Genomic DNA, 23,644 nt, shown 5'->3' with positions numbered 1-23,644 from the left:
CTTGTGCTGCTTGAAGGTAATCGTTTGCGTAAAATCCTTTGTCAAGACCTGTTATCACAGAATGATTCAGTTATACTGTTGGTCGTTGTCCAACAGGACTGCCTTTTAAGGCCAAATTTTATCGTTAGCTGAGTCAGGAGATGCGGATGTTAAAACGTGAAATGAACATTGCCGATTATGATGCCGAACTGTGGCAGGCGATGGAGCAGGAAAAAGTACGTCAGGAAGAGCATATCGAACTGATCGCCTCCGAAAACTACACCAGTCCGCGCGTGATGCAAGCGCAGGGTTCTCAGCTGACCAACAAATATGCTGAAGGATATCCGGGCAAACGCTACTACGGCGGTTGCGAATATGTGGATGTCGTCGAGCAACTGGCGATCGACCGCGCGAAAGAACTGTTTGGCGCTGATTACGCTAACGTCCAGCCGCACTCTGGCTCTCAGGCGAACTTCGCGGTCTACACCGCGCTGCTGCAACCGGGCGATACCGTTCTGGGGATGAACCTGGCGCAAGGCGGTCACCTGACTCACGGTTCTCCGGTTAACTTCTCCGGCAAACTGTATAACATCGTACCTTACGGCATCGATGAGTCCGGTAAAATTGACTACGCCGACATGGCGAAGCAGGCTCAGGAGCACAAACCGAAGATGATTATCGGTGGCTTCTCGGCTTACTCCGGTATCGTTGACTGGGCAAAAATGCGTGAAATCGCAGACAGCGTTGGCGCGTACCTGTTCGTCGACATGGCGCATGTGGCAGGTCTGATTGCCGCCGGCGTTTACCCGAACCCGGTTCCGCACGCTCACGTTGTCACTACCACGACCCACAAAACGCTGGCTGGCCCGCGCGGTGGCCTGATCCTGGCGAAAGATGGCAGTGAAGAGCTGTACAAAAAACTGAACTCCGCCGTCTTCCCAAGCGCTCAGGGCGGCCCGCTGATGCACGTTATCGCGGCGAAAGCCGTGGCGCTGAAAGAGGCGATGGAGCCTGAGTTCAAAACCTACCAGCAGCAGGTCGCGAAAAACGCCAAAGCGATGGTAGAAGTGTTCCTGAACCGTGGCTACAAAGTCGTGTCTGGCGGTACTGAGAACCACCTGTTCCTGCTGGATCTGGTCGACAAAAACCTGACCGGTAAAGAAGCGGATGCAGCGCTGGGCCGTGCCAACATCACCGTCAACAAAAACAGCGTGCCAAACGATCCGAAGAGCCCGTTCGTGACTTCCGGTATCCGTATCGGTTCTCCGGCTGTCACTCGCCGTGGCTTTAAAGAAGCGGAAGTGAAAGAGCTGGCGGGCTGGATGTGTGACGTGCTGGACAACATCAACGACGAAGCGGTTATCCAACGTATTAAGGGTAAAGTGCTGGATATCTGCGCACGCTTCCCGGTTTACGCATAATTCTGCCTTGCAGAGTAAGAAAAGGCCGCGCAAGCGGCCTTTTTTGCATTTGATGTAACACTGTCAGTTTAGACTTCTAGCGTTCCTGACGTAGCGTCAGTCCTACATCACCGCCCGGATGTACCGCCAGCAGGCTCTCTGGCCCCCTGAATCGTCAGTTCTCACAGATCGTTAAGTTGTGATTCAACGTACAAATAACCGATTCCCAAAATTTGCTGGGGGCGACTGAGTTGACCAAAACCGATGTGTGTCGCTTTTGCACTGGGTCCTTCGTCCCTGTCAAACGGGTTAAATCCGGTCTGGCGAATGATGGTGTTTAGCCAGTTTTCACCGAAAGCGCAGCTGCGTCCATAGAGCCATATCTGGTTGATATTAAGAATGTTCAGGAAGTTGTACAGACTTAAGCCAATCGCATTGGCAGCACTCTCCACCCATGCCTTAACCTGGACGTCGCCGCGCTCCCAGGCGTGAATAAGCGCAGCCGTTGTTAGCTGCTCCGGGGACAATTCTGCGCCAGGTTGTGTTTTTAGCCAGACCCTGGCCTGTTTTTTTAACGCGCTTAATGATGCAACCGTTTCCAGGCAACCGTAGCGACCGCAATCGCAGGCGATACCGTCAGGATTAATAATAGTGTGCCCAATTTGCCCGCTGCCGTACAAGTTACCCCGGTAGATCTGATCGTTAATGACGAACGATGAGCCAATGCCATAATCGACGTTAATGACGCAGAAATCCTGGTGCGAGGCGCGATTTTGCCATTTTTCCGCCAGCGCTAGCATGACACAGTCATTATCCAGCCGTACCTGTACACCCAACTGTTCTTCCAGCAAATACTTTATTTCGATGGGGGTTTTCCATCGTGCCTGGGGCATGGTTTGCGACACGCCAGTGACCGGATCGACCTGCCCATGCACACCCAGCGCCAGGTTGATAGGTTGCGCCGGATACTGCTGGCGATAGTATCGCCAGCACTCGGCTATCGCCTTGAGCAGCGCCTGTGGTTCAGGGGCGTCAACAGAAATGTGCTGATGTTCGCCCACGGCCAGTAGCCGCGAGTCGGCAAGCTGGCACTCAATGCTGGTGGGCGAGATTGTCATGCACAGGGTCCACGGACCCCGCTGCGGAATTTGATAGCTGCCGCTGTTAAGTCCACGGGCACTCATATTTTTGAGTGAGTGGCTGATGCGTCCTTCGTCCAGCAACTCTTCCAGAATGTTGCTGACGGCCGGAATCGACAAACCGGTTCGTTGGGCGAGTTGCGATTTACTTAGCTGTTTTTCTCGCCATAAATGCGACAAAAACAGTGCCTTATTTACCTGGCGGACCCGCGCATTATTAAGACCAGGTCGCAACATATACTTAACTCCCTTAACTGTATTGCGTGAACGTTGCGTATTTTAGCAGCGAACTGGCGCTATAAACTCACCGTATTCTCTTTTTTACTTTATTTCATTTAGTGGAGAAAAGCATGTACGGTTCAGTCAAGGTCTGGCAGGAAACGATCTCACTCCCTACGTGGACCACCGGCGAAGAAGATACTAACCCGATGTTTTTGGAAAATCGTGTTTATCAAGGGTCGTCTGGCGCGGTTTACCCTTATGGCGTCATTGATACGTTGACCGGGCAGCGTGAGATGCGCGATTACCAGGCAGTATGGATGGAGAATGATTTTATTCGCATCATGCTGCTGCCGGAGTTAGGTGGGCGCATTCATCGCGCTTATGACAAGGTGCAGCAACGTGATTTTGTCTATTACAACGACGTCGTGAAACCCGCCCTGGTGGGGTTGTTGGGGCCCTGGATCTCCGGCGGTATCGAATTTAACTGGCCGCAGCATCATCGTCCCACTACGTTTATGCCAGTAGACTTTACACAGCAGGCGGGCGAGCACGGCGAACACACTGTGTGGATGGGGGAAGTCGAGCCCATGCGCGGTCTGCAGGTCATGACCGGATTTACGCTCTGGCCGGATCGCGCCTTGATCGAAATCACCGGTAAAGTCTTCAATGGTAATGCGACCCCGCGTCACTTTTTATGGTGGGCGAATCCGGCCGTCAAAGGTGGCGATGATCATCAGAGCGTCTTCCCTCCGGATGTTACGGCTGTATTCGACCACGGTAAACGTGATGTTTCCGCCTTTCCGATCGCCACCGGCACCTACTACAAAGTGGACTACTCCGCTGGCGTAGATATTTCCCGCTATAAAAACGTCCCTGTTCCCACGTCCTACATGGCTGAAAAGTCGAATTATGATTTTGTTGGCGCCTGGCATCATGGGGAGCGTGGCGGATTGCTTCACGTTGCCGATCACCATGTTTCTCCGGGGAAAAAGCAGTGGACATGGGGATACGGTGATTTCGGCGTTGCCTGGGATCGCAATCTGACCGATGACAATGGTCCGTACATTGAATTGATGACAGGGGTGTTTACCGATAATCAGCCGGATTTCACCTGGCTTGCCCCTTATGAAGAAAAAGTATTTGTGCAAAATTTCCTGCCTTACAGCGAATTAGGCATGGTGCAAAACGCCAGTACCCAACTTGCGTTGCGCCTGGTGCGTGATGATGCGCAACTTTCGCTGGGCGTTTACGCCATTGCGCCGCTGCAAAACGTGCTGGTCACACTGTCTGCACAAGGAAAGCCGTTCTTTGAGAAAACGCTGACCCTGGAGCCGGGGCAACACTGGCAAACCGGCCTTTCTGATGCGGGTTACACACGTGTGACGATGGCGGTCACTCAGCAAGATGGCAGCGTGTTGCTTGATTACGAAGAGCATATCGCTGAAGAACTCCCGCTGCCTTCGGCGGCCAGCGCACCGGAATTGCCGGAAGCATTATCCAATACTGACGAGCTTTATTTTATTGGTCAGCATCTGGAGCAGTACAACCACGCCAGTCGCTATGCGGAAGATTATTACCGTCGGGCGCTGGCGGTGGACCCGCTGGATTACCGCAACAATGTGGCGTTGGGGACGCTGGCGCTGAACCGTGCTGACTGGGGGCTGGCGGAACAATGTGCGCAATCTGCGTTAACACGGGCGCACAAACTCAATAAAAATCCGCGAGACGGCGAAGCCAGTATGCTGCTTGCGGCTGCGCTTGAACGGCAGGGCAACGATGATGCGGCCTGGGATCATTACTACAAAGCGACCTGGAGCGGGAACTGTCGCGATGCCGCCTTCTGGTCGCTTGCCCGTATCGCCATGAAACGTAAGGATTACGCTGACGCGCTGGAAAAAGTGAATCAGAGCCTGCGTTTTAACGGTAGCAACAATCTGGCGATGGGCATGAAAGCGCTGGTGCTGGCAAAACTCGGCCGTACTGCGCAGGCGCAATCGTACATCACGCAACAGCTTATTGAGTATCCTCTGAGCTATACCCTGCATTATGCGCGCTGGGCCATCACCCAGGACGACGCGGCAAAAACCGGGTTAATCAATGTCACGGGTCGGCGCGGCACCAATGCCTGCGAATTGGCTGGATGGTTGATCTCTTTTGGGATGAGAGACGCCGCCCGCGATGTATTGGAGGTATTGGACAGCCAGGAAACGCTGCCGATGTTGTGGCGGGCTTCGCTAAGCGACAATCCACAACCGTTTATTACGCTGGCTCAGGCGAGCCTGCGCAATCGCGTGCGTTTTCCCAATTCGCTGGACGAAGTACAAATGCTGCAAACTCTCCCGCATTGCGCTTTTGCCCGCTATCTGCTGGGGTGTTTTTGGTATAGCAAACGCCGTTACGAAGAGGCTGTAGCCTGCTGGCGCTTTACCCTTGAGCAGGAACCTGATTTCGCCCCGGTGTATCGACTGCTGGGCGTGTATGCCTGGAATAAACAACATGATGCACAACTGGCGGCACAGTATTTGTCTCAGGCGGTCGCGCTTGAGCCAGAAAATGCGCGCTTCTTGTTTGAACTCGATTATCTCAACAAACTGACAGCCCAACCGGTGGCGCAGCGCTTGCAAATGCTGGAAGACCGTAAAGAGGTCGTTTTTCATCGTGACGATCTGACCGTAGAGTTACTCAGCTTGTGGAATGGGCAGGGTAAATATGATGCTGCTGCCGCAGTGCTGAGTGAACGCGTATTCCATCCCTGGGAGGGAGGAGAGGGCAAGGCCACCGGACAATATTTGTTGAATCAACTTCATCGTGCGCTGGCGGCAATTCAAACCGGCGAGCTACCGACGGCGATGACGCTGCTCCAGCAGGCGCTGCATTACCCGCACAATCTGGGAGAAGGGCGGTTACCTGGGCAAACCGATAATGATATCTGGTATTTACTGGGTTATTGCGCGCGATTGCAAGGGCACATTGATGAAGCGCAGCGCTACTTTGCCCGGGCGACCCGGGGCGGTTGCTCACTGGATGCAGGGCGCTATTACAACGATCAACCTGTGGATTATCTCTTCTGGCAAGGGATGGCGCTAAGAGCGCTGGGCGATAACGCAGCGGCTGACTCGCTTTTTCATAGCTTCGGTCAGTGGGTTGATTTGCATCGCGACGCGGTCCCGGACGTTGATTTCTTTGCGGTGTCGCTGCCGGATCTGGTAGTGCTGGATACGCCCGCCAGCGAAAAACACCAACAGCATTGCCAGTTCATCGCGGCATTAGGCGCTCTTGGATTGGGTGATCGTGCTGGGTGTCAGCATGCTCTCAATACACTTCAGACGCTCAATCCATCTCACGACAAGGCGCTGCTATTACAACACGCGTTAAACATACAACTATTTCAATAACACCCTAACCAGGTGGGGGCGGCCCCACCTGAACCCCTCTGTTCCCTGCGTTTCTCTGAGAGAGGAATCATAATGAATAACACGCAGACACATTTAAAAATTGGTTATGTCTGGACTATCTGTCTGGTCGCCGCCTGCGGTGGCCTGTTGTTTGGCTATGACTGGGTGGTTATCGGCGGAGCAAAACCGTTCTATGAAGCCTGGTTCTCAATTACCGATCCAGCACAATCCGGTTGGGCGATGAGTTCGGCGCTGGTCGGATGCATCTTTGGCGCGTTGATCTCCGGGTGGTGCGCCGACAAATTTGGACGAAAAATGCCGCTGATTCTGTCGGCTGTTCTGTTCAGCGCTTCGGCCTGGGGAACGGCGGTTTCCAGCAACTTCGACATGTTTGTTATCTACCGTATTGTTGGCGGCGTGGGGATTGGTCTGGCATCGGCACTCAGCCCTCTCTATATTGCGGAAGTTAGCCCGGCGGAAAAACGTGGTCGTTTTGTGGCGGTTAACCAGCTGACTATCGTCATTGGCGTACTGGCGGCGCAGTTAATTAACCTGATGATTGCCGAACCCGTTGCTGCTGGCGCTACACAGCAGGCGATCGTCGAAAGCTGGAATGGGCAAATGGGCTGGCGCTGGATGTTTGGTGCGGAACTGGTGCCTGCGCTGGCGTTTCTGGTGCTGATGTTTTTTGTGCCTGAATCACCGCGGTGGTTGGTTAAAGCAGGCAAACCCGAGCGCGCCCGCGAAATGCTACAGCGGATTGGCTCGGCAGAGTATGCCGAACAAACCCTGAAAGAGATCGAACAGACTCTACAGAAAGACACGCAAAAGGTGGCCTGGTCTACGTTATTACAGCCACAGATCAAGCCCATCGTGATTATCGGGATGGTCCTGGCAGTTTTCCAGCAATGGTGCGGGATCAACGTGATCTTCAACTATGCGCAGGAGATTTTTGCCTCCGCCGGGTTTGATATCAATAGTACGCTGAAATCGATCGTGGCAACCGGGGTAATCAATCTTATCTTTACCCTCGCCGCGCTGCCGCTGGTGGACAAAATTGGCCGCCGGAAGCTGATGCTGTTTGGCGCGTCCGGTCTGACGGTCATTTATGTGTTGATCGCCGGGGCATATGGGTTAGGCATTATGGGCTGGCCGGTCCTCGTTCTGGTATTGGCGGCAATCGCCATTTATGCCCTGACGCTGGCGCCCGTTACCTGGGTGCTTCTGTCGGAAATATTCCCCAACCGTGTGCGCGGCCTGGCGATGTCATTAGGCACCCTTGCATTATGGATTGCCTGTTTCTTACTGACCTACACTTTCCCGCTGCTGAATGCCGGGTTGGGGGCGGCGGGGAGTTTCCTGCTCTACGGCGTGATTTGTGCGATGGGCTATGTCTACGTCCTGCGTAACGTACCGGAAACCAAAGGCGTAACGCTGGAAGCACTGGAAGAACAACTGGCGGCGCGACACACAAAAAGTGCCTCCTCTTCTCAGCAGCATCGGGCTCAGTAATGGACGGCACTGTCACGCTTCAAAACGCGCATCTGAGGATGCGCGTTGATCCGCAAGGCGGCACGTTATTGGATCTGTTTTCGTTACGTCATCAACACGCGGTTTTGCGGACGGGCAAAGGGCAGGCGGTGGGGGATTGCGCATTGTTCCCCATGCTTCCGGTCGCTAATCGCGTGGCGGGTAATCGCTTTACGTTACAGGGCGATGAGGTGGTTTTGCCAAAGCATTGCGCGGATGAACGCTTCTTTCTACACGGTGACGGTTGGCTGAAACGCTGGGATCTCGTCGCCGTTGCTGGTGACAAGTGTGTGTTGCGATTGCGAAGTCGGCTGGCATGCGGCTATGACTACCTGGCGGAACTTCACTATCAGCTGGATGACACGACACTCAAAGCATCGCTGGCGATAACGCATCTGGGGGAACGTCCGATGCTTTACGGCTGCGGTTTTCATCCGTTTTTTGTCTTTGATGCGCAAAACACTGTGCAGTTTTCCGCCAGCGGGTATTGGCCGGAGGATGAACAGCATCTGCCGTTGGCGTGGCAGGAGAAGATCCCCGGGCCTGCGAATTTCGCTTATGCGCAATTTGGAGAGGATGCCTGGCTCAATGTGGGGTATTCCGGCTGGAGCGGGAAGGCGGTGATACAACGTGATGTGATGAAAATCACGCTTTTAGCGCAAACTCCGTGGCTGATGCTTTTCAGAATGTCGGGTGGCGAGTTTCTTTGTCTTGAACCGCAGTCGCATCCGGTCAACGCCCATCATATGGCGGGTCAACCGGGATTGCAGGTTTTAGCTCAGGGGGAAAGCTGTCATTTCGCCATGCAAATCATCGTCGATTAGCCTGACAGCTCGTGTTATATCTCTGTTAATACTCACTTGCGCCAGCGTGCGTTTATCGCCAGACTATCGCCTCCTAACGGGAGGGAATCATGGTTTTGCACTCCACACGCTGGCTGGCGCTCGCGTATTTCACCTATTTTTTTAGCTACGGTATTTTTTTACCCTTCTGGAGCGTCTGGCTCAAAGGTCTGGGATTAACGCCTGAAACGATTGGTCTGTTGCTGGGCGCAGGACTGGTGGCACGTTTCCTCGGCAGCCTGCTGATTGCCCCTCGCGTGAGCGATCCTTCTCGTCTGATTTCTGCGTTGCGAGTGTTGGCATTGCTGACGTTGGTCTTCGCTCTGGCGTTTTGGGCAGGAACACACGTTGCGTGGCTGATGGTCGTGATGGTCGGTTTTAACCTCTTCTTCTCACCGCTGGTGCCGTTGACGGATGCGCTGGCAAACACCTGGCAAAAACAGATAACGATGGACTATGGTCGGGTCAGACTGTGGGGGTCGATTGCGTTTGTGATTGGCTCCGCGCTGACCGGTAAACTGGTGAGTCTGTTCGACTATCAGGCCATTCTCGTGCTGCTGAGTCTTGGCCTGGCTTCTATGCTGTTGGGGATGCTGTTGCGCCCAAGTGTGTTACCGCAAGGGGAAAGTCGTCATCAGGAGAGCGCAGGCTGGCCGGCCTGGCGCGCGTTGATAACACAAAGCTGGCGCTTTCTGGCCTGTGTGAGCTTGTTGCAGGGGGCGCATGCCGCGTATTACGGCTTTAGCGCGATTTACTGGCAAGGGGCGGGGTATTCCGCGTCGGCAGTGGGTTATTTATGGTCGCTGGGTGTGGTCGCGGAAGTCATCATCTTTGCGCTCAGCCATAAGCTGTTCCGTCGTTTTAGCGCCCGTGATTTATTACTGCTTTCCACCGTTTGCGGAGTTGTGCGCTGGGGTTTGATGGGGTGGAGCACCGCGTTACCGTGGCTGATTGTGGTGCAGATCCTGCACTGCGGTACCTTTACCGTCTGCCACCTGGCGGCGATGCGCTACATTGCCGCTCGTCAGGGTAGCGAAGTGATCCGTCTGCAGGCTGTCTATTCCGCCGTGGCGATGGGCGGGAGTATCGCCGTCATGACGGTCTTTGCCGGATACCTCTACCAGCATCTGGGGAGCGGTGTGTTCTGGGTGATGGCGCTGGTTGCGCTGCCCGCGGTAGCCATACGGCCAAAAGTGGCAGCGCGCTCGCCAACGCTATGATTCGAGTATACGGCGGATCTGCTGTTGCTGATGCGTCGTTAATACCTGCTCGGCGTGAATCAGCGGGGGTGAAAAGAGCGGTAACGGTGTGGTGTAGGGGGTGACAATCAGCGTAACCCCACGCAGCGAAGCTTCTTTTTGAAATACCAACATGGGCATGTGTTTAATATTGAGCGGCAAAAGCGTGAGTTCACGCAGTTGCTGCTCAATGTCTTCCTCGCGGTTTTTGTCATTACCGGTAAGGAGAACAATTTGCTTTTCGTGCAGATCGTTTTCCTGCATCAACCATGCGCCGAAAATCACCGCGACCAGTCCGGCCTCTTCTTCAGAAAATTGTATATTGTATTCTGCCTCAAACCCACTAAGCGCATCGCGGGTGGTACGCACCAGTCGCGGGTAAAGCTTTGCGAACTCTTCAGGTAACGTGTTATCGATACCGATAGCGAACATGCTGCGGTGCAGCGCCTGCGCGAGATGGATGTAGAGTTGATCGTGCAATCCTTGTTCGTCGCGAAAGCGGGTATTGCCCATCTCTCTGAAACGCAACACGAGTCTGGCGACGGCCAGACGCAGCTGTCTATCTTGCTGATGGTTGTCGCGGATGGGGTCCGGGATTCGGATCAGTGAAAACAGCAGGGCGATAAACAGTGATTCATTCAGCGGTGCATTTTGCATCACGCGGCGTTGCCAGTGACGGCCAATTTCCAGAGCGAGTTGATACTCTGCGCAGGATTGCGCCCACCGTTGCTGTATCGGGTTAAATTCCGGGGAAATACCGGCATGGTGTTGCAGCAGGCAATACTGCAAAAACAGCCGCAAAAACTGGATATCTCGGCACTCAAACGGCTTTTGCAACCGCCGCGAACAGAGATTGATCAACGCATGAAGATTCGTATCGTCATATAACGTGCGCGCGATACCCCGATGTTTAAGCTCGGTTTTCAGCGCATGCGTAAACTGTTGCGTCACAAACGTCGGACACAGCCGTAGACCGCGTCGTAACCACTGTACCAGGCACAGACGTTGATTGAGCGCTGAACCTTCAATCCGGTAGCGACCGTTTTGACCAGTGGTGATGGTGAGCTGATGATAGCGCTGGATCTCCAGGCGGGTTTCGGTGATATCCTCACGAACAATCTCATCATCAACGCCATTGAGCGCGCTGAGTGTTTCCGTAGTGGCATTTTGCCCTGGCTGGAAAAGCGTCAGTAGCACCTGGCAGCGGCGCTGGGGACCGGAAAATACAGATGGTGTAGTGAGTGTTGGCATCATCCGTCTGGCCTCCCGTTAGTATGTCAGATAAGGATAGCTAAAGTTTGCCTGTGAAAGCGGGGATAAGGGCGCTTTACACCAGGAATGCTGAAGAGCATCACAGAATTTTTAACGTGAGGAAGAGATGCAGGCAGTGAAACGCAGCGTTTTGTTGATATTTCTGGCAGTTTACTCTTTTACCGCAGGGGCGCATCCGCACAGCTTTATTCGTCTGCAAACACAGATTGTTAGCGAAAATGACCAGTTTGTGGCGCTGAAAATGCGCTGGACGATGGACGAAATCACCTCTGCCGATCTGCTGTATGATGCCGGGAATGCCAGGCCGGGTTCGGAGATATGGAAAAAACTGGCGGCGGAAGTGATGGCCAACGTGCTCGGGCAGCACTATTTCACCGAGGTCTGGCATCGCGGACAAAAGGTGAAGTTTAAAAACCGGCCCACAGAATATGGGATGGCGCGTGAAGGCCATCAGGCCGTACTGACATTTGTGTTGCCGCTGGCACAGCCGCAGCCATTACACGGACAGACGTATACATTTTCGACCTTTGACCCGAGTTATTATGTCGACATGAGCTATGAAAAGGACAGCGACGTGACGCTGCCGCCGACGCTGGACAAGCAGTGTCAAAGGGTGATGCACACACCGACGCCAAACGAAGAGACGCTGAGCTTTGCCCAGTCGCTCGACAAAGAAGATGCCCCGCCGGAGGATATGAATTTGGGCCAGCAGTTTGCACAGAAGGTGACGGTGACATGTCAGTAATCTCCTTTTCACGTGGTCGCCCACGACGTTGGTGGGCATTGTGGCCGCTGGCGCTCTTCGTCTTACTGGCAATCGGGGGCGGATTTTGGCTGTGGCAAAACTGGCCACAGGTGATGGTGAAAAGTATTTTCTGGCAAAGAGAAGTAAACCAGCAGATCAGCGTCTTGCTGAAGGCCGTGGCGGCGAACCCGACACAGGCAGGTGGTTCGCTACTGTTGTTTAGTTTCACATACGGCGTGTTGCATGCTCTGGGACCGGGGCATGGAAAAGTGGTGATCACTACCTGGCTTGCGACCCACCCCTCAAAGTTGAAATCCAGTATCGGCCTGACGCTGGCTTCTTCCTTGTTACAGGGATTGGTGGCTATTGGGCTGGTGGTTGTGGTGCTAACGGCACTGCAACTGCCCGCGCGACAACTGCATATGAGCAGTTTCTGGCTGGAGAAAGGGAGTTATGCGTTGGTTGGCATGCTGGGCGTTTTACTGTGCTGGCGGGCAGTAAAGAAACTCCGTACGCTGCTGCAAAGACCGGTGTTTACCGCGTTTACGCCGCACCATGTGCATCATGAAAACTGTGGTTGCGGACATCAACATATGCCGCATCCGCAACAGTTACAGCGCGGGGATGACTGGCGCGCGCGCCTGATGATTATTCTGTCGATGGGGATGCGTCCCTGTTCTGGCGCCATCATGGTGTTGTTGTTCAGCAAAGTGATTGGCGTTTTTAGCTGGGGAATGGCGTCGGCGCTGGCGATGGCGGCAGGCACGTCTTTAACGATAACGTCTCTGGCTGTGCTGGTGCACAGTTTTCGTACGTTGGCGGTCAAGCTGAGCGGTAACAGAACGCCGGTATTATGGCGACAGGTTGGCGGGTTGACGCTGGCATTAGCCGGAGGTGCCGTGCTCATTGTTGCTGCAGTGGTGATGTGGGTAAGTGCGGTGCCGCCAGGAAGGGGATTAAGGCCGTTTTAAATAAAACCGGATAGTGGCTGACGCCTTATCCGGTCTACGTGAACGGTATGCATTGTAGGCCGGATAAGACGCGTAAGCGTCGCTATCCGGCACAACAACAGATTAACGCTTCAGCGCATCGCTCAGTTCATCACGCATATTCGCCAGCATGGCTTTAACAACGCGTGGGTTACCTGCAACGATGTTACCGGTTGCCATATAGTTATGACCGCCAGTAAAGTCGCACACCAGCGCGCCTGCTTCACGGGCAATCAATTCACCTGCGGCAAAATCCCACGGCTTGAGGCCGATTTCGAAGTAACCGTCAACGCGAGCGGAGGCGACATAGGCCAGATCCAGCGCAGCGGAACCGGTGCGACGGAAGTCAGCGCATTCGGTATACATTTTGCCAAGAATATTCATATAAGAAGTGGCATGCTGCTTGGCTTTGAACGGGAAACCGGTAGCGATAATAGTGCCGTCCAGATCGCGAGCGGTGCTGCCGCGTAGACGGTAGCCATTCAGCTGTGCGCCCTGACCGCGAGTGGCGGTGAACAGTTCGTTACGCATTGGGTCATAAACAACGGCAACTTCAGTACGGCCTTTAATGCGTACTGCGATGGATACCGCGAAGTGCGGCAGGCGTTTTACGAAGTTAGTGGTGCCATCCAGTGGATCGATAACCCATTGAACATCCAAATCTTCACCAACATGTTCACCGCTTTCTTCGGTGATGATGGTGTGCTGAGGGTAAGATTTGCGGATCGTTTCGATAATAATCGCTTCGGCGGCTTTATCGACGTTGGTCACAAAATCATTGCTGCCTTTCTGGCTGGTTTCTACAGAGTCTGGAGTTTCGTAGTGTTTGGCAATTACATTACCCGCCTTGCGCGCTGCGCGCACGGCGATGGTCAGCATCGGATGCATCGGTCTCTCTCACTGGATGTTAAAGAACGGGAAAACGGCGCAGAGTATAGCAGCGAGTTCGGAATATGTCTTCGATTTATGATAATATGGCTGAATAATCTTTAGCTGAAGAAAGACAATGCTGCAAAATATTCGAATTGTACTGGTGGAAACCTCTCACACTGGCAATATGGGTTCTGTTGCCCGCGCGATGAAAACCATGGGGTTAACCAATCTGTGGCTGGTGAATCCGTTGGTAAAACCGGACTCCCAGGCCATCGCCCTGGCGGCAGGTGCCAGCGACGTGATTGGCAATGCGCAAATCGTTGACACGCTCGATGAAGCGCTGGCGGGATGCAGTCTGGTTGTCGGCACCAGTGCGCGTTCTCGTACGCTACCGTGGCCGATGCTTGACCCTCGTGAATGTGGTTTAAAAAGTGTCGCAGAAGCAGCAAAGGCGCCTGTTGCGCTGGTTTTTGGGCGTGAACGTGTCGGCCTGACCAATGACGAACTGCAAAAGTGTCATTATCATGTCGCGATTGCGGCGAACCCGGAGTACAGCTCGCTTAACCTCGCCATGGCGGTTCAGGTCATTGCCTATGAAGTGCGTATGGCCTGGCTGGCCACGCAGGAATCCGGCGACGCAGAGGAACACGAAGAGACGCCGTATCCGCTGGTGGACGATCTGGAGCGTTTTTATGGTCACCTGGAGCAAACGTTGCTTTCAACCGGCTTTATTCGTGAAGGCCATCCGGGGCAGGTGATGAACAAATTGCGCCGTCTGTTTACCCGCGCGCGTCCGGAAAGCCAGGAATTAAATATTCTGCGCGGGATTCTGGCGTCAATTGAGCAGCAGAATAAAGGAAAGTAAGTGCGAGCGACAGGCCGGGTAAGCGTAGCGCTATCCGGTTGCAGAAAATGGCACTGAAGGTTAAATACCTGACTAAATCAGTCAAGTAAATAGTTGACCAATTTAGTCAGGAATGTCAGACTTGGCCCTGCTATGCAATACCCCCATTTTACAATAAAAACCCCGGGCAGGGGCGAGTTTGAGGTTAAGTAAGACATGAGACTGACATCTAAAGGGCGCTATGCCGTGACCGCAATGTTGGACGTTGCGCTCAACTCTGAAGCGGGCCCGGTACCGTTGGCTGATATTTCTGAACGTCAGGGAATCTCCCTTTCTTATCTGGAACAGCTGTTTTCACGTTTGCGGAAAAACGGTCTGGTTTCCAGCGTACGTGGACCTGGCGGTGGTTATCTGCTGGGCAAAGATGCAGGCAGCATCGCAGTAGGTGAAGTGATCAGCGCTGTTGACGAGTCGGTTGATGCGACCCGTTGTCAGGGCAAAGGCGGTTGTCAGGGCGGCGATAAGTGCCTGACGCACGCGCTGTGGCGTGATTTGAGTGACCGTCTGACCGGTTTCCTCAACAATATTACCTTGGGCGAACTGGTGAATAACCAGGAAGTGCTGGATGTGTCTGGTCGTCAGCACACCCACGACACCCCGCGCAGTGCTCGTACACAAGACGCAATCAACGTGAAGTTGCGCGCCTAATCTACGCGTCCTGTTTCGGGTTGCAGCCAACGTGCTGAAACCCGAAATAGATAGCGTAAAGATAAAAAGAATTCAGAGTCAGGCCGGGGTGTTCCACACCCCGTTAACGCGGTCGTACATCCAGCCGGTTGCCTGACTCCTTGCATTGAGTGATGTACGGAGTTTAAGAGCAATGAAATTACCGATTTATCTCGATTACTCCGCAACCACGCCGGTGGATCCGCGTGTTGCCGAGAAAATGATGCAGTGTCTGACTCTGGACGGAAACTTTGGTAACCCAGCTTCCCGTTCACACCGTTTTGGCTGGCATGCTGAAGAGGCGGTTGATATCGCCCGTAATCAGATTGCTGACCTGGTGGGTGCCGACCCGCGTGAAATTGTTTTCACCTCCGGCGCGACCGAATCCGACAACCTGGCGATCAAAGGTGCAGCCAACTTTTATCAGAAAAAAGGCAAGCACATCATCACCAGCAAAACTGAACACAAAGCCGTGCTGGATACCTGTCGTCAGCTGGAGCGCGAAGGGTTTGAAGTGACCTACCTGGCGCCGCAGAGCAACGGTATTATCGACCTGAAAGAACTGGAAGCGGCGATGCGTGACGACACCATCCTCGTTTCTATTATGCACGTGAACAACGAAATTGGCGTGGTGCAGGATATCGCGACGATCGGCGAAATGTGCCGTGCGCGCGGCATCATCTATCACGTTGACGCCACCCAAAGCGTCGGCAAACTGCCTATCGATCTGAGCCAGCTGAAAGTGGACCTGATGTCTTTCTCCGGCCACAAAATCTACGGTCCGAAAGGCATCGGCGCGCTGTACGTGCGTCGTAAACCGCGTATCCGCATCGAAGCACAGATGCACGGTGGCGGTCATGAGCGTGGCATGCGTTCCGGTACGCTGCCGGTTCACCAGATTGTCGGCATGGGTGAAGCTTACCGTATCGCGAAAGAAGAGATGGAAACCGAGATGGCGCGTCTGCGTAGTCTGCGTAACCGTCTGTGGGAAGGCGTGAAAGATATGGAAGAGGTTTACCTGAACGGTGATCTCGAGCAAGGCGCGCCGAACATTCTTAACGTCAGCTTCAACTATGTTGAAGGCGAATCGCTGATTATGGCGCTGAAAGATTTGGCCGTCTCTTCTGGTTCCGCCTGTACATCTGCAAGCCTCGAGCCATCCTATGTGCTGCGTGCGCTGGGGATGACCGACGAGCTGGCACATAGCTCTATCCGTTTCTCTTTAGGTCGTTTTACTACCGAAGAAGAAATTGATTACACCATCGATCTGGTTCGTAAATCCATTGGTCGTCTGCGTGAACTTTCTCCGCTGTGGGACATGTTCAAGCAGGGCGTGGATCTGAACAGCATCGAATGGTCACATCATTAATCGGTACCGATAAGGAGAATTCATCATGGCTTATAGCGAAAAAGTAATCGATCATTACGAGAATCCACGTAACGTGGGTTCTTTTGACAATAGCGACGAGAACGTGGGCAGCGGTATGGTGGGTGCACCGGCCTGTGGCGACGTGATGAAGTTGCAGATTAAAGTCAACAATGAAGGTATCATTGAAGACGCGCGTTTCAAGACTTACGGCTGTGGTTCCGCTATTGCCTCCAGCTCCCTGGTCACCGAATGGGTAAAAGGGAAATCGCTGGACGAAGCACAGGCGATTAAAAACACAGACATCGCAGACGAGCTTGAACTGCCGCCAGTGAAAATTCACTGTTCCATCCTGGCAGAAGACGCAATTAAAGCCGCCATTGCGGACTACAAAAGCAAACGTGAAGCAAAATAAAAAGAGTTGAGGTTTTGTTATGTCGATTACACTTAGCGACAGTGCAGCAGCGCGCGTTAATACCTTTCTGGCCAACCGCGGTAAAGGGTTTGGTCTGCGTCTGGGCGTGAGAACCTCTGGCTGCTCGGGTATGGCTTATGTACTGGAATTTGTCGATGAACCGGCGGCTGAAGACACCGTGTTTGAAGACAAAGGCGTAAAAGTAGTGGTCGACGGCAAGAGCCTGCAATTTCTGGACGGTACGCAACTGGACTTCGTGAAAGAAGGTCTGAACGAAGGGTTTAAATTCACTAACCCGAACGTAAAAGACGAGTGTGGATGCGGCGAAAGCTTCCACGTGTAACGCGCTTACCGATAACCCCACCGTGGTCGCCTGCGCGTGGGGTTTGTTTTACCTGGACTCTCTGTGAAAGAGAATCGCTGCCCTGAGAATGTTATGGACTACTTCACCCTCTTTGGCTTGCCAGCGCAATATCAACTCGATATTCAGGCGCTGAGCCTTCGTTTTCAGGATCTTCAACGTCAGTATCATCCTGATAAATTCGCCAGCGGTACGCAGGCGGAGCAACTCGCTGCCGTACAACACTCCGCCAACATCAATCAGGCCTGGCAAACATTGCGCCATCCTTTGATGCGTGCTGAATACCTGTTGTCACTGCACGGTTTCGATCTTACCAGCGAGCAGCACACCGTGCGCGATACCGCGTTCCTGATGGAACAACTCGAACTGCGTGAAGAGCTTGATGAGATTGAACAGACGAAAGATGAAGCGCGGCTGGAAGGTTTTATCAAGCGTGTGAAAACGATGTTTGAAACCCGCCGTCAGCAGATGGTGGAACAGTTAGATAATGAGACGTGGGATAGGGCGGCAGACACCGTGCGTAAACTGCGTTTTCTCGATAAACTGCAAAGCTCAGCAGAACAACTCGAAGAAAAGCTGCTCGATTTTTAATTTTCGGAAGCGAATATGGCCTTATTACAAATTAGTGAGCCTGGTCTGAGTGCAGCGCCGCACCAGCGTCGTTTGGCGGCCGGCATCGACTTAGGCACCACCAACTCTTTAGTGGCGACCGTGCGCAGTGGGCAGGCGGAAACGCTGGCCGATCACGAAGGCCGTCACCTGTTGCCGTCAGTGGTTCACTATCAGCAACAGGGCCACACGGTCGGTTACGACGCTCGCGCCAATGCCGCGCTGGATACCGCCAACACGATAAGCTCGGTTAAACGTATGATGGGCCGTTCTCTGGCAGACATTCATGCGCGTTACCCGCACTTGCCATATCAATTTCAGGCAAGTGAAAACGGCCTGCCGATGATTGACACTGCGGCAGGATTGTTGAATCCGATACGTGTCTCTGCCGACATCCTGAAAGCGCTGGCGGCGCGGGCAACCGAATCGCTTTCCGGCGAACTGGACGGCGTTGTCATCACGGTTCCGGCGTATTTCGATGACGCACAGCGTCAGGGCACCAAGGACGCAGCGCGTCTGGCTGGCCTGCATGTGCTGCGCCTGCTTAACGAACCGACGGCGGCGGCAATTGCCTACGGTCTGGATTCAGGCAAAGAAGGTGTCATCGCGGTTTATGATCTGGGCGGTGGCACGTTTGATATTTCGATTTTGCGCCTGAGTCGCGGCGTGTTCGAAGTGCTGGCGACCGGCGGTGATTCTGCACTGGGCGGCGATGACTTCGACCACCTGCTGGCGGACTACATTCGCGAGCAAGCCGGTGTTGCCGACCGTAGTGATAACCGTGTACAGCGTGAGTTGCTGGATGCGGCGATTGCAGCAAAAATCGCGCTCAGCGATGCCGATGTCGTCACCGTGAAGGTGGCGGGATGGCAGGGTGATATTACCCGCGAACAGTTTAACGAACTCATTTCCGCGCTGGTCAAGCGCACCCTGCTGGCCTGCCGTCGCGCATTGAAAGATGCCGGTGTTGAGGCGCAGGAGGTGCTGGAAGTGGTGATGGTCGGAGGCTCCACCCGTGTACCGCTGGTGCGTGAGCGCGTTGGTGAATTCTTTGGTCGTCCGCCGCTGACCTCTATCGACCCGGATAAAGTGGTCGCCATCGGCGCTGCAATTCAGGCCGATATTTTGGTCGGCAACAAGCCGGACAGCGAAATGCTGCTGCTGGATGTGATTCCGCTGTCGCTGGGGCTGGAAACCATGGGCGGCCTGGTGGAAAAAGTGATCCCTCGCAACACCACGATTCCGGTGGCGCGCGCGCAGGACTTCACCACCTTTAAAGACGGTCAGACCGCTATGTCTATCCACGTGATGCAGGGTGAACGTGAACTGGTGCAGGATTGCCGTTCGCTGGCACGCTTTGCGTTACGGGGGATCCCGGCGCTGCCTGCGGGTGGAGCGCATATTCGCGTGACTTTCCAGGTTGATGCTGACGGTCTGCTGAGCGTCACCGCGATGGAGAAATCCACTGGCGTCGAGTCGTCTATTCAGGTTAAGCCTTCATACGGCCTGACGGACAGCGAAATCGCCTCCATGATCCAGGACTCCATGAGCTTTGCCGAGCAGGATGTAAAAGCCCGTATGCTGGCAGAGCAAAAAGTCGAAGCTGCACGCGTGCTGGAAAGCTTGACCAGTGCGCTCATTGCGGATGCCGCGCTGCTCAGCGCCGCAGAGCGTCAGGTTATCGACGATGCCGCCACGCACTTACGCGAGGTTGCGCAGGGCGATGATGTTGACGCCATAGAACAAGCCATCAAAAACGTAGACAAACAAACCCAGGAATTCGCCGCTCGCCGTATGGACCAGTCGGTCCGTAGCGCGCTGAAAGGCCAATCCGTGGACGAGGTTTAATATGCCAAAGATTGTTATTCTGCCTCATCAGGATCTCTGTCCCGATGGCGCAGTTCTGGAAGCCGATAGCGGAGAAACCATTCTTGATGTTGCCCTGCGCAACGGTATCGAGATTGAGCACGCCTGTGAAAAATCCTGTGCCTGCACGACCTGCCACTGCATCGTACGTGAAGGTTTCGACTCCCTGGCCGAAAGCTCGGAAGACGAAGACGACATGCTGGATAAGGCCTGGGGACTGGAGCCGGAGAGTCGTTTAGGGTGCCAGGCGCGCGTCGCTGACGAAGATTTAGTGGTCGAAATCCCACGTTACACAATCAACCATGCGCGTGAGCATTAACAGGGGGTAGTATGGGATTGAAGTGGACTGATAGCCGCGAGATTGGCGAAGCGCTGTATGATGCCTTCCCCGATCTTGACCCAAAGACTGTTCGTTTCACCGACCTGCATCAATGGATCTGCGAGCTGGAAGATTTCGATGATGACCCGCAGGCATCAAACGAAAAAATTCTTGAAGCCATCCTGCTGATCTGGCTGGACGAAGCTGAATAAGTAAACGGGCTGCCCACGGGTGGCCCGTTTTTCTGTATGTGCGAACAAGGAAAATAACAATGACAGAAGCCATGAAAATTACGCTTTCCACGCAACCTGCTGACGCTCGCTGGGGAGAAAAAGCGACATACAGCATCAACAATGAAGGCATTACCCTGCATCTCAACGGGAAAGACGATCTCGCTGTAATCCAGCGTGCGGCGCGTAAAATTGACGGCCTGAGTATCAAACATGTGCAGTTGACCGGAGAAGGCTGGGATGCGGATCGCTGCTGGGCATTCTGGCAGGGCTACAAAGCGCCGAAAGGCAGTCGTAAAGTTGAATGGCCAGATCTGGAGGACGCGCAACGTCAGGAGTTGAATAACCGTCTGACCATTATCGACTGGGTGCGCGATACCATTAACGCACCAGCAGAAGAACTTGGGCCGGAACAACTGGCGCAGCGTGCTGTGGATCTGCTGTGCAGCGTGGCGTGCGACCACGTCTCTTATCGCATCACTAAAGGTGAAGATCTGCGCGATCAGAACTATATGGGCTTGCACACGGTGGGGCGTGGTTCCGAACGTCCGCCGGTTTTATTGGCGCTGGATTACAATCCGACGGGCAACAAAGAAGCGCCAGTGTATGCTTGCCTGGTCGGCAAAGGGATCACATTTGATTCCGGTGGTTACAGCATCAAACAAAGCGCGTTTATGGACTCGATGAAGTCCGATATGGGCGGTGCGGCAACGGTGACTGGCGCGCTGGCGTTTGCTATTACCCGTGGTCTGAACAAACGTGTGAAGCTCTACCTGTGCTGTGCAGATAACCTGATTAGCGGCAATGCGTTCAAACTGGGCGACATTATTCGCTACCGCAACGGCAAAAATGTTGAAATCATGAACACGGACGCAGAAGGGCGTTTGGTTCTGGCTGATGGGCTGATTGATGCCTGTGCGCAAAAACCGGAGCTGATCATTGATGCCGCGACGCTCACGGGAGCGGCGAAAACCGCGCTGGGTAATGACTATCACGCGCTGTTCAGCTTTGATGATCAACTGGCGGGGCGTTTGCTGGCGAGCGCGACAGCAGAAAACGAACCGTTCTGGCGCTTGCCGCTGGCCGAGTTCCATCGTAACCAATTACCGTCTAACTTTGCGGAACTGAACAACACGGCCAGTGCGGCGTACCCGGCAGGGGCGAGTACGGCGGCGGGGTTCCTGTCGCATTTTGTGGAAAACTACCAGCAAGGTTGGCTGCATATCGACTGCTCCGCAACCTACCGCAAGGCACCGGTAGAGCAGTGGTCCGCAGGGGCGACAGGGCTGGGTGTCCGCACGATTGCTAATCTACTGACTGCCTGAAAAGTGTTTTTGTAGGCCGGGTAAGCGAAGCGCCACCCGGCATTTTGCCTGATGGCGACACAGTGCGTCTTATCAGGCCTACAATCCATATATAATTTGTGATCTCTATGTCTGAAACAAAAAACGAATTAGAAACCCTGCTGGAGAAGGCGGCCACTGAGCCCGCGCATCGTCCGGCATTTTTCCGTACTTTACTGGAGTCGACTGTCTGGGTTCCGGGTACCGCCGCTGAAGGCGAAGCGATTGTTGAAGACAGCGCGCTGGACCTGCAGCACTGGGAAAAAGAAGACGGCACGACGGTCATCCCGTTTTTCACTTCGCTTGAAGCCTTGCAGCAAGCCGTGGAAGAGGAGCAGGCATTTGTGGTGATGCCGGTGCGGACTTTATTTGAAATGACGCTGGGCGAGACGCTTTTTCTCAATGCCAAACTGCCGACGGGCAAAGAATTTATGCCGCGTGAAATTAGTCATTTGATCGGCGAAGAAGGCAATCCACTGAGTACCCAGGAAGTCCTGGAAGGCGGCGAATCGTTGATCCTCTCCGAAGTGGCGGAACCGCCAGCACAGATGATTGATTCGCTGACGACGCTGTTTAAAACCATTAAACCGGTAAAAAGAGCGTTCCTTTGTTCGATCAAAGATAGCGCGGAGGCACAACCCAACCTGCTGATTGGTATCGAGGCGGATGGTGATATTGAGGAGATTATTCAGGCAGCGGGCAGCGTGGCGACCGACACATTGTCAGGCGATGAACCGATTGATATCTGCCAGGTGGTGAAAGGCGAGAAGGGAATTAGCCACTTTATTTCCGAGCACATTGCGCCGTTCTACGAGCGCCGCTGGGGCGGGTTCTTGCGCGATTTTAAACAGAATCGGATTATCTGAAAAAGCCTGATGGCGCTGCGCTTATCAGGCCTACAAGGTGCAAATCTGTAAGCCGGATAAGCGTTTAGCGCTATCCGGCATTGCTCTCATTAAGCAGGTTCTACCGGTAAATCGGCGCGTGCGCCCCATTCACTCCATGCGCCGTCATACAGTGCAATGTTCTGCACGCCGAGCGTCGTCAACGCCAGAACCACGACGGCTGCCGTGACACCTGAACCGCAGCTTGCGATGATCGGTCTGTCAAAACTGACCCCGTGGCTGAAGAAAATAGTATCCAGCTCGTCAGCTGTTTTTAACGCGCCATCACGGACCAGCTCACTCCACGGTACATTTAGGGCACCAGGAACGTGACCGCGTCTCAGACCCGGGCGTGGTTCGTCGACTTCTGCATTGAATCGCGCTGCCGGACGGGCATCAACAATCTGCGCCGTTTTTTCGTGACTGGCCAGCAAGACATCGGTCACACGCACAACCGACTCTGGGGTGAATTTAACATCAAACTCCCCTTCACCCGGTGTGGCTTCCCCTTCCTCTAATGGCCGTTTTTCACGCTGCCAGCCTGCCAGTCCACCGGCAAGAATCGAGATCTTTTCGACCCCGAAGGTGCGGAGCATCCACCACGCACGCGGGGCAGAGAAGAGGTTGCCATCGTCATAGATCACCAGATGTTTATCCTGAAAGACACCCAGTTCGCGCATCGCGACGGCGAAAGCCTCCGGGCGGGGCATCATGTGCGGTAATGGCGAGGTGTGGTCGGAGAGCGCTTCGATATCAAAAAAAACAGCCCCGGGGATGTGCCCTGTATGGTATTCGTCTGCAACGTCACGGTCTTCTTGTCCTGGGGGGGCCATGCGGGCGTCAATGATTTGTATTTCCGGGTCGTCGATATGTTCTGCAAGCCAGTCGGCTGCAACAAACCAGGGGGTAGTCATAGGCGTCTCCATTTTTACCAGTTCTTTGGCAAATTGTCGGCCGTTTGCCGTAAAGGAACAAGTAAAAGAGGCTGATTTATCAGGCGGAGCCACATTTCTCACTAAAAAATCAGAATTCATCATATTGATACGGACGTACACAA

General features: G+C 54.0%; 22 protein-coding genes. 18 read left to right on the top strand and 4 right to left on the bottom strand.

Annotated features, from left to right (window positions below; genetic code table 11):
- Nucleotides 1-146 precede the first annotated feature (146 nt).
- Nucleotides 147-1,400 (top strand): serine hydroxymethyltransferase, encoded by a 1,254-nt coding sequence (glyA, locus tag CJP72_RS01440; RefSeq protein WP_162379129.1) that lies wholly within the window; start codon nt 147-149, stop codon nt 1,398-1,400.
- Between the two features lie 161 nt (nt 1,401-1,561).
- On the opposite strand, the gene CJP72_RS01435 is transcribed toward glyA, so the two are convergent.
- Entirely contained in the window at nt 1,562-2,755 is a 1,194-nt protein-coding gene (locus CJP72_RS01435; protein ID WP_162379128.1) for an ROK family transcriptional regulator, read from the bottom strand.
- A gap of 113 nt (nt 2,756-2,868) precedes the next feature.
- Between CJP72_RS01435 and CJP72_RS01430 the strand changes: the two genes are divergently transcribed.
- The 4 genes from CJP72_RS01430 to CJP72_RS01415 all read left to right on the top strand — a co-directional run bounded on the left by CJP72_RS01430 (nt 2,869) and on the right by CJP72_RS01415 (nt 9,727).
- On the top strand, nt 2,869-6,135 hold the full coding sequence (locus CJP72_RS01430; protein ID WP_162379127.1) for a DUF5107 domain-containing protein: 3,267 nt from the start codon (nt 2,869-2,871) through the stop codon (nt 6,133-6,135).
- A gap of 72 nt (nt 6,136-6,207) precedes the next feature.
- Nucleotides 6,208-7,647, top strand: a complete 1,440-nt coding sequence (locus CJP72_RS01425) for a sugar porter family MFS transporter (protein ID WP_162379126.1) — start codon at nt 6,208-6,210, stop codon at nt 7,645-7,647.
- Nucleotides 7,647-8,489 carry an aldose 1-epimerase gene (locus tag CJP72_RS01420; protein ID WP_162379125.1) on the top strand — a complete coding sequence of 281 codons (843 nt, stop codon included), beginning with the start codon at nt 7,647-7,649 and terminating at the stop codon, nt 8,487-8,489. The genes CJP72_RS01425 and CJP72_RS01420 overlap by 1 nt, the downstream gene beginning before the upstream one ends.
- A gap of 89 nt (nt 8,490-8,578) precedes the next feature.
- Nucleotides 8,579-9,727 (top strand): 3-phenylpropionate MFS transporter, encoded by a 1,149-nt coding sequence (locus CJP72_RS01415; protein ID WP_162379124.1) that lies wholly within the window; start codon nt 8,579-8,581, stop codon nt 9,725-9,727.
- Here CJP72_RS01415 and csiE read toward each other — a convergent pair.
- A complete protein-coding gene (csiE, locus tag CJP72_RS01410) occupies nt 9,722-10,999 on the bottom strand; it encodes a stationary phase inducible protein CsiE (RefSeq protein ID WP_162379123.1) in 1,278 nt (425 codons plus the stop codon). The genes CJP72_RS01415 and csiE overlap by 6 nt on opposite strands.
- 124 nt (nt 11,000-11,123) lie before the next feature.
- Between csiE and CJP72_RS01405 the strand changes: the two genes are divergently transcribed.
- Together CJP72_RS01405 and CJP72_RS01400 are read left to right on the top strand one after the other, a co-directional pair.
- Nucleotides 11,124-11,762 (top strand): DUF1007 family protein, encoded by a 639-nt coding sequence (locus tag CJP72_RS01405; protein WP_162379122.1) that lies wholly within the window; start codon nt 11,124-11,126, stop codon nt 11,760-11,762.
- Complete coding sequence (locus CJP72_RS01400; RefSeq protein WP_162379121.1) at nt 11,753-12,733, top strand: nickel/cobalt transporter; 981 nt, start codon at nt 11,753-11,755, stop codon at nt 12,731-12,733. The genes CJP72_RS01405 and CJP72_RS01400 overlap by 10 nt, the downstream gene beginning before the upstream one ends.
- Before the next feature lie 102 nt (nt 12,734-12,835).
- On the opposite strand, the gene suhB is transcribed toward CJP72_RS01400, so the two are convergent.
- A complete protein-coding gene (suhB, locus tag CJP72_RS01395) occupies nt 12,836-13,639 on the bottom strand; it encodes an inositol-1-monophosphatase (protein ID WP_162379120.1) in 804 nt (267 codons plus the stop codon).
- Between the two features lie 118 nt (nt 13,640-13,757).
- On the opposite strand from suhB, the gene trmJ reads away from it, so the two are divergent.
- The 11 genes from trmJ (at nt 13,758) to sseB (ending at nt 22,569) form a co-directional block, all read left to right on the top strand.
- A complete protein-coding gene (gene trmJ, locus CJP72_RS01390) occupies nt 13,758-14,489 on the top strand; it encodes a tRNA (cytosine(32)/uridine(32)-2'-O)-methyltransferase TrmJ (protein ID WP_162379119.1) in 732 nt (243 codons plus the stop codon).
- Nucleotides 14,490-14,684: 195 nt separating this feature from the next.
- Nucleotides 14,685-15,176, top strand: a complete 492-nt coding sequence (gene iscR / locus CJP72_RS01385) for a Fe-S cluster assembly transcriptional regulator IscR (RefSeq protein ID WP_162379118.1) — start codon at nt 14,685-14,687, stop codon at nt 15,174-15,176.
- 172 nt (nt 15,177-15,348) lie between these two features.
- Nucleotides 15,349-16,563: a cysteine desulfurase gene (iscS, locus tag CJP72_RS01380; RefSeq protein WP_162379117.1), complete on the top strand. Its 1,215-nt coding sequence runs from the start codon at nt 15,349-15,351 to the stop codon at nt 16,561-16,563.
- A 25-nt stretch (nt 16,564-16,588) separates the two neighbouring features.
- Nucleotides 16,589-16,975 (top strand): Fe-S cluster assembly scaffold IscU, encoded by a 387-nt coding sequence (gene iscU, locus CJP72_RS01375; protein WP_002913991.1) that lies wholly within the window; start codon nt 16,589-16,591, stop codon nt 16,973-16,975.
- A 19-nt stretch (nt 16,976-16,994) separates the two neighbouring features.
- Nucleotides 16,995-17,318 (top strand): iron-sulfur cluster assembly protein IscA, encoded by a 324-nt coding sequence (gene iscA / locus CJP72_RS01370; protein WP_003037681.1) that lies wholly within the window; start codon nt 16,995-16,997, stop codon nt 17,316-17,318.
- Nucleotides 17,319-17,411: 93 nt separating this feature from the next.
- On the top strand, nt 17,412-17,927 hold the full coding sequence (hscB, locus tag CJP72_RS01365; RefSeq protein WP_162379167.1) for a co-chaperone HscB: 516 nt from the start codon (nt 17,412-17,414) through the stop codon (nt 17,925-17,927).
- A 15-nt stretch (nt 17,928-17,942) separates the two neighbouring features.
- Nucleotides 17,943-19,793, top strand: a complete 1,851-nt coding sequence (gene hscA / locus CJP72_RS01360; RefSeq protein WP_162379116.1) for a Fe-S protein assembly chaperone HscA — start codon at nt 17,943-17,945, stop codon at nt 19,791-19,793.
- A 1-nt stretch (nt 19,794) separates the two neighbouring features.
- Nucleotides 19,795-20,130, top strand: a complete 336-nt coding sequence (fdx, locus tag CJP72_RS01355) for an ISC system 2Fe-2S type ferredoxin (RefSeq protein ID WP_162379115.1) — start codon at nt 19,795-19,797, stop codon at nt 20,128-20,130.
- A gap of 11 nt (nt 20,131-20,141) precedes the next feature.
- Nucleotides 20,142-20,342, top strand: coding sequence for a Fe-S cluster assembly protein IscX (iscX, locus tag CJP72_RS01350; RefSeq protein WP_162379114.1), 201 nt, complete (start codon nt 20,142-20,144; stop codon nt 20,340-20,342).
- A 59-nt stretch (nt 20,343-20,401) separates the two neighbouring features.
- A complete protein-coding gene (pepB, locus tag CJP72_RS01345) occupies nt 20,402-21,685 on the top strand; it encodes an aminopeptidase PepB (RefSeq protein ID WP_162379113.1) in 1,284 nt (427 codons plus the stop codon).
- 107 nt (nt 21,686-21,792) lie between these two features.
- Nucleotides 21,793-22,569 (top strand): enhanced serine sensitivity protein SseB, encoded by a 777-nt coding sequence (gene sseB, locus CJP72_RS01340; protein ID WP_162379112.1) that lies wholly within the window; start codon nt 21,793-21,795, stop codon nt 22,567-22,569.
- A gap of 89 nt (nt 22,570-22,658) precedes the next feature.
- On the opposite strand, the gene sseA is transcribed toward sseB, so the two are convergent.
- Nucleotides 22,659-23,501: a 3-mercaptopyruvate sulfurtransferase gene (gene sseA / locus CJP72_RS01335; protein WP_162379111.1), complete on the bottom strand. Its 843-nt coding sequence runs from the start codon at nt 23,499-23,501 to the stop codon at nt 22,659-22,661.
- Between the last annotated feature and the right edge of the window lie 143 nt (nt 23,502-23,644).

Source organism: Citrobacter sp. NCU1 (genome assembly GCF_010231475.1).
Taxonomy (GTDB): domain Bacteria; phylum Pseudomonadota; class Gammaproteobacteria; order Enterobacterales; family Enterobacteriaceae; genus Citrobacter_D.
The sequence above is the reverse complement of the archived record's forward strand: the minus strand, read 5'-3'. Positions and strand labels throughout refer to the sequence as shown.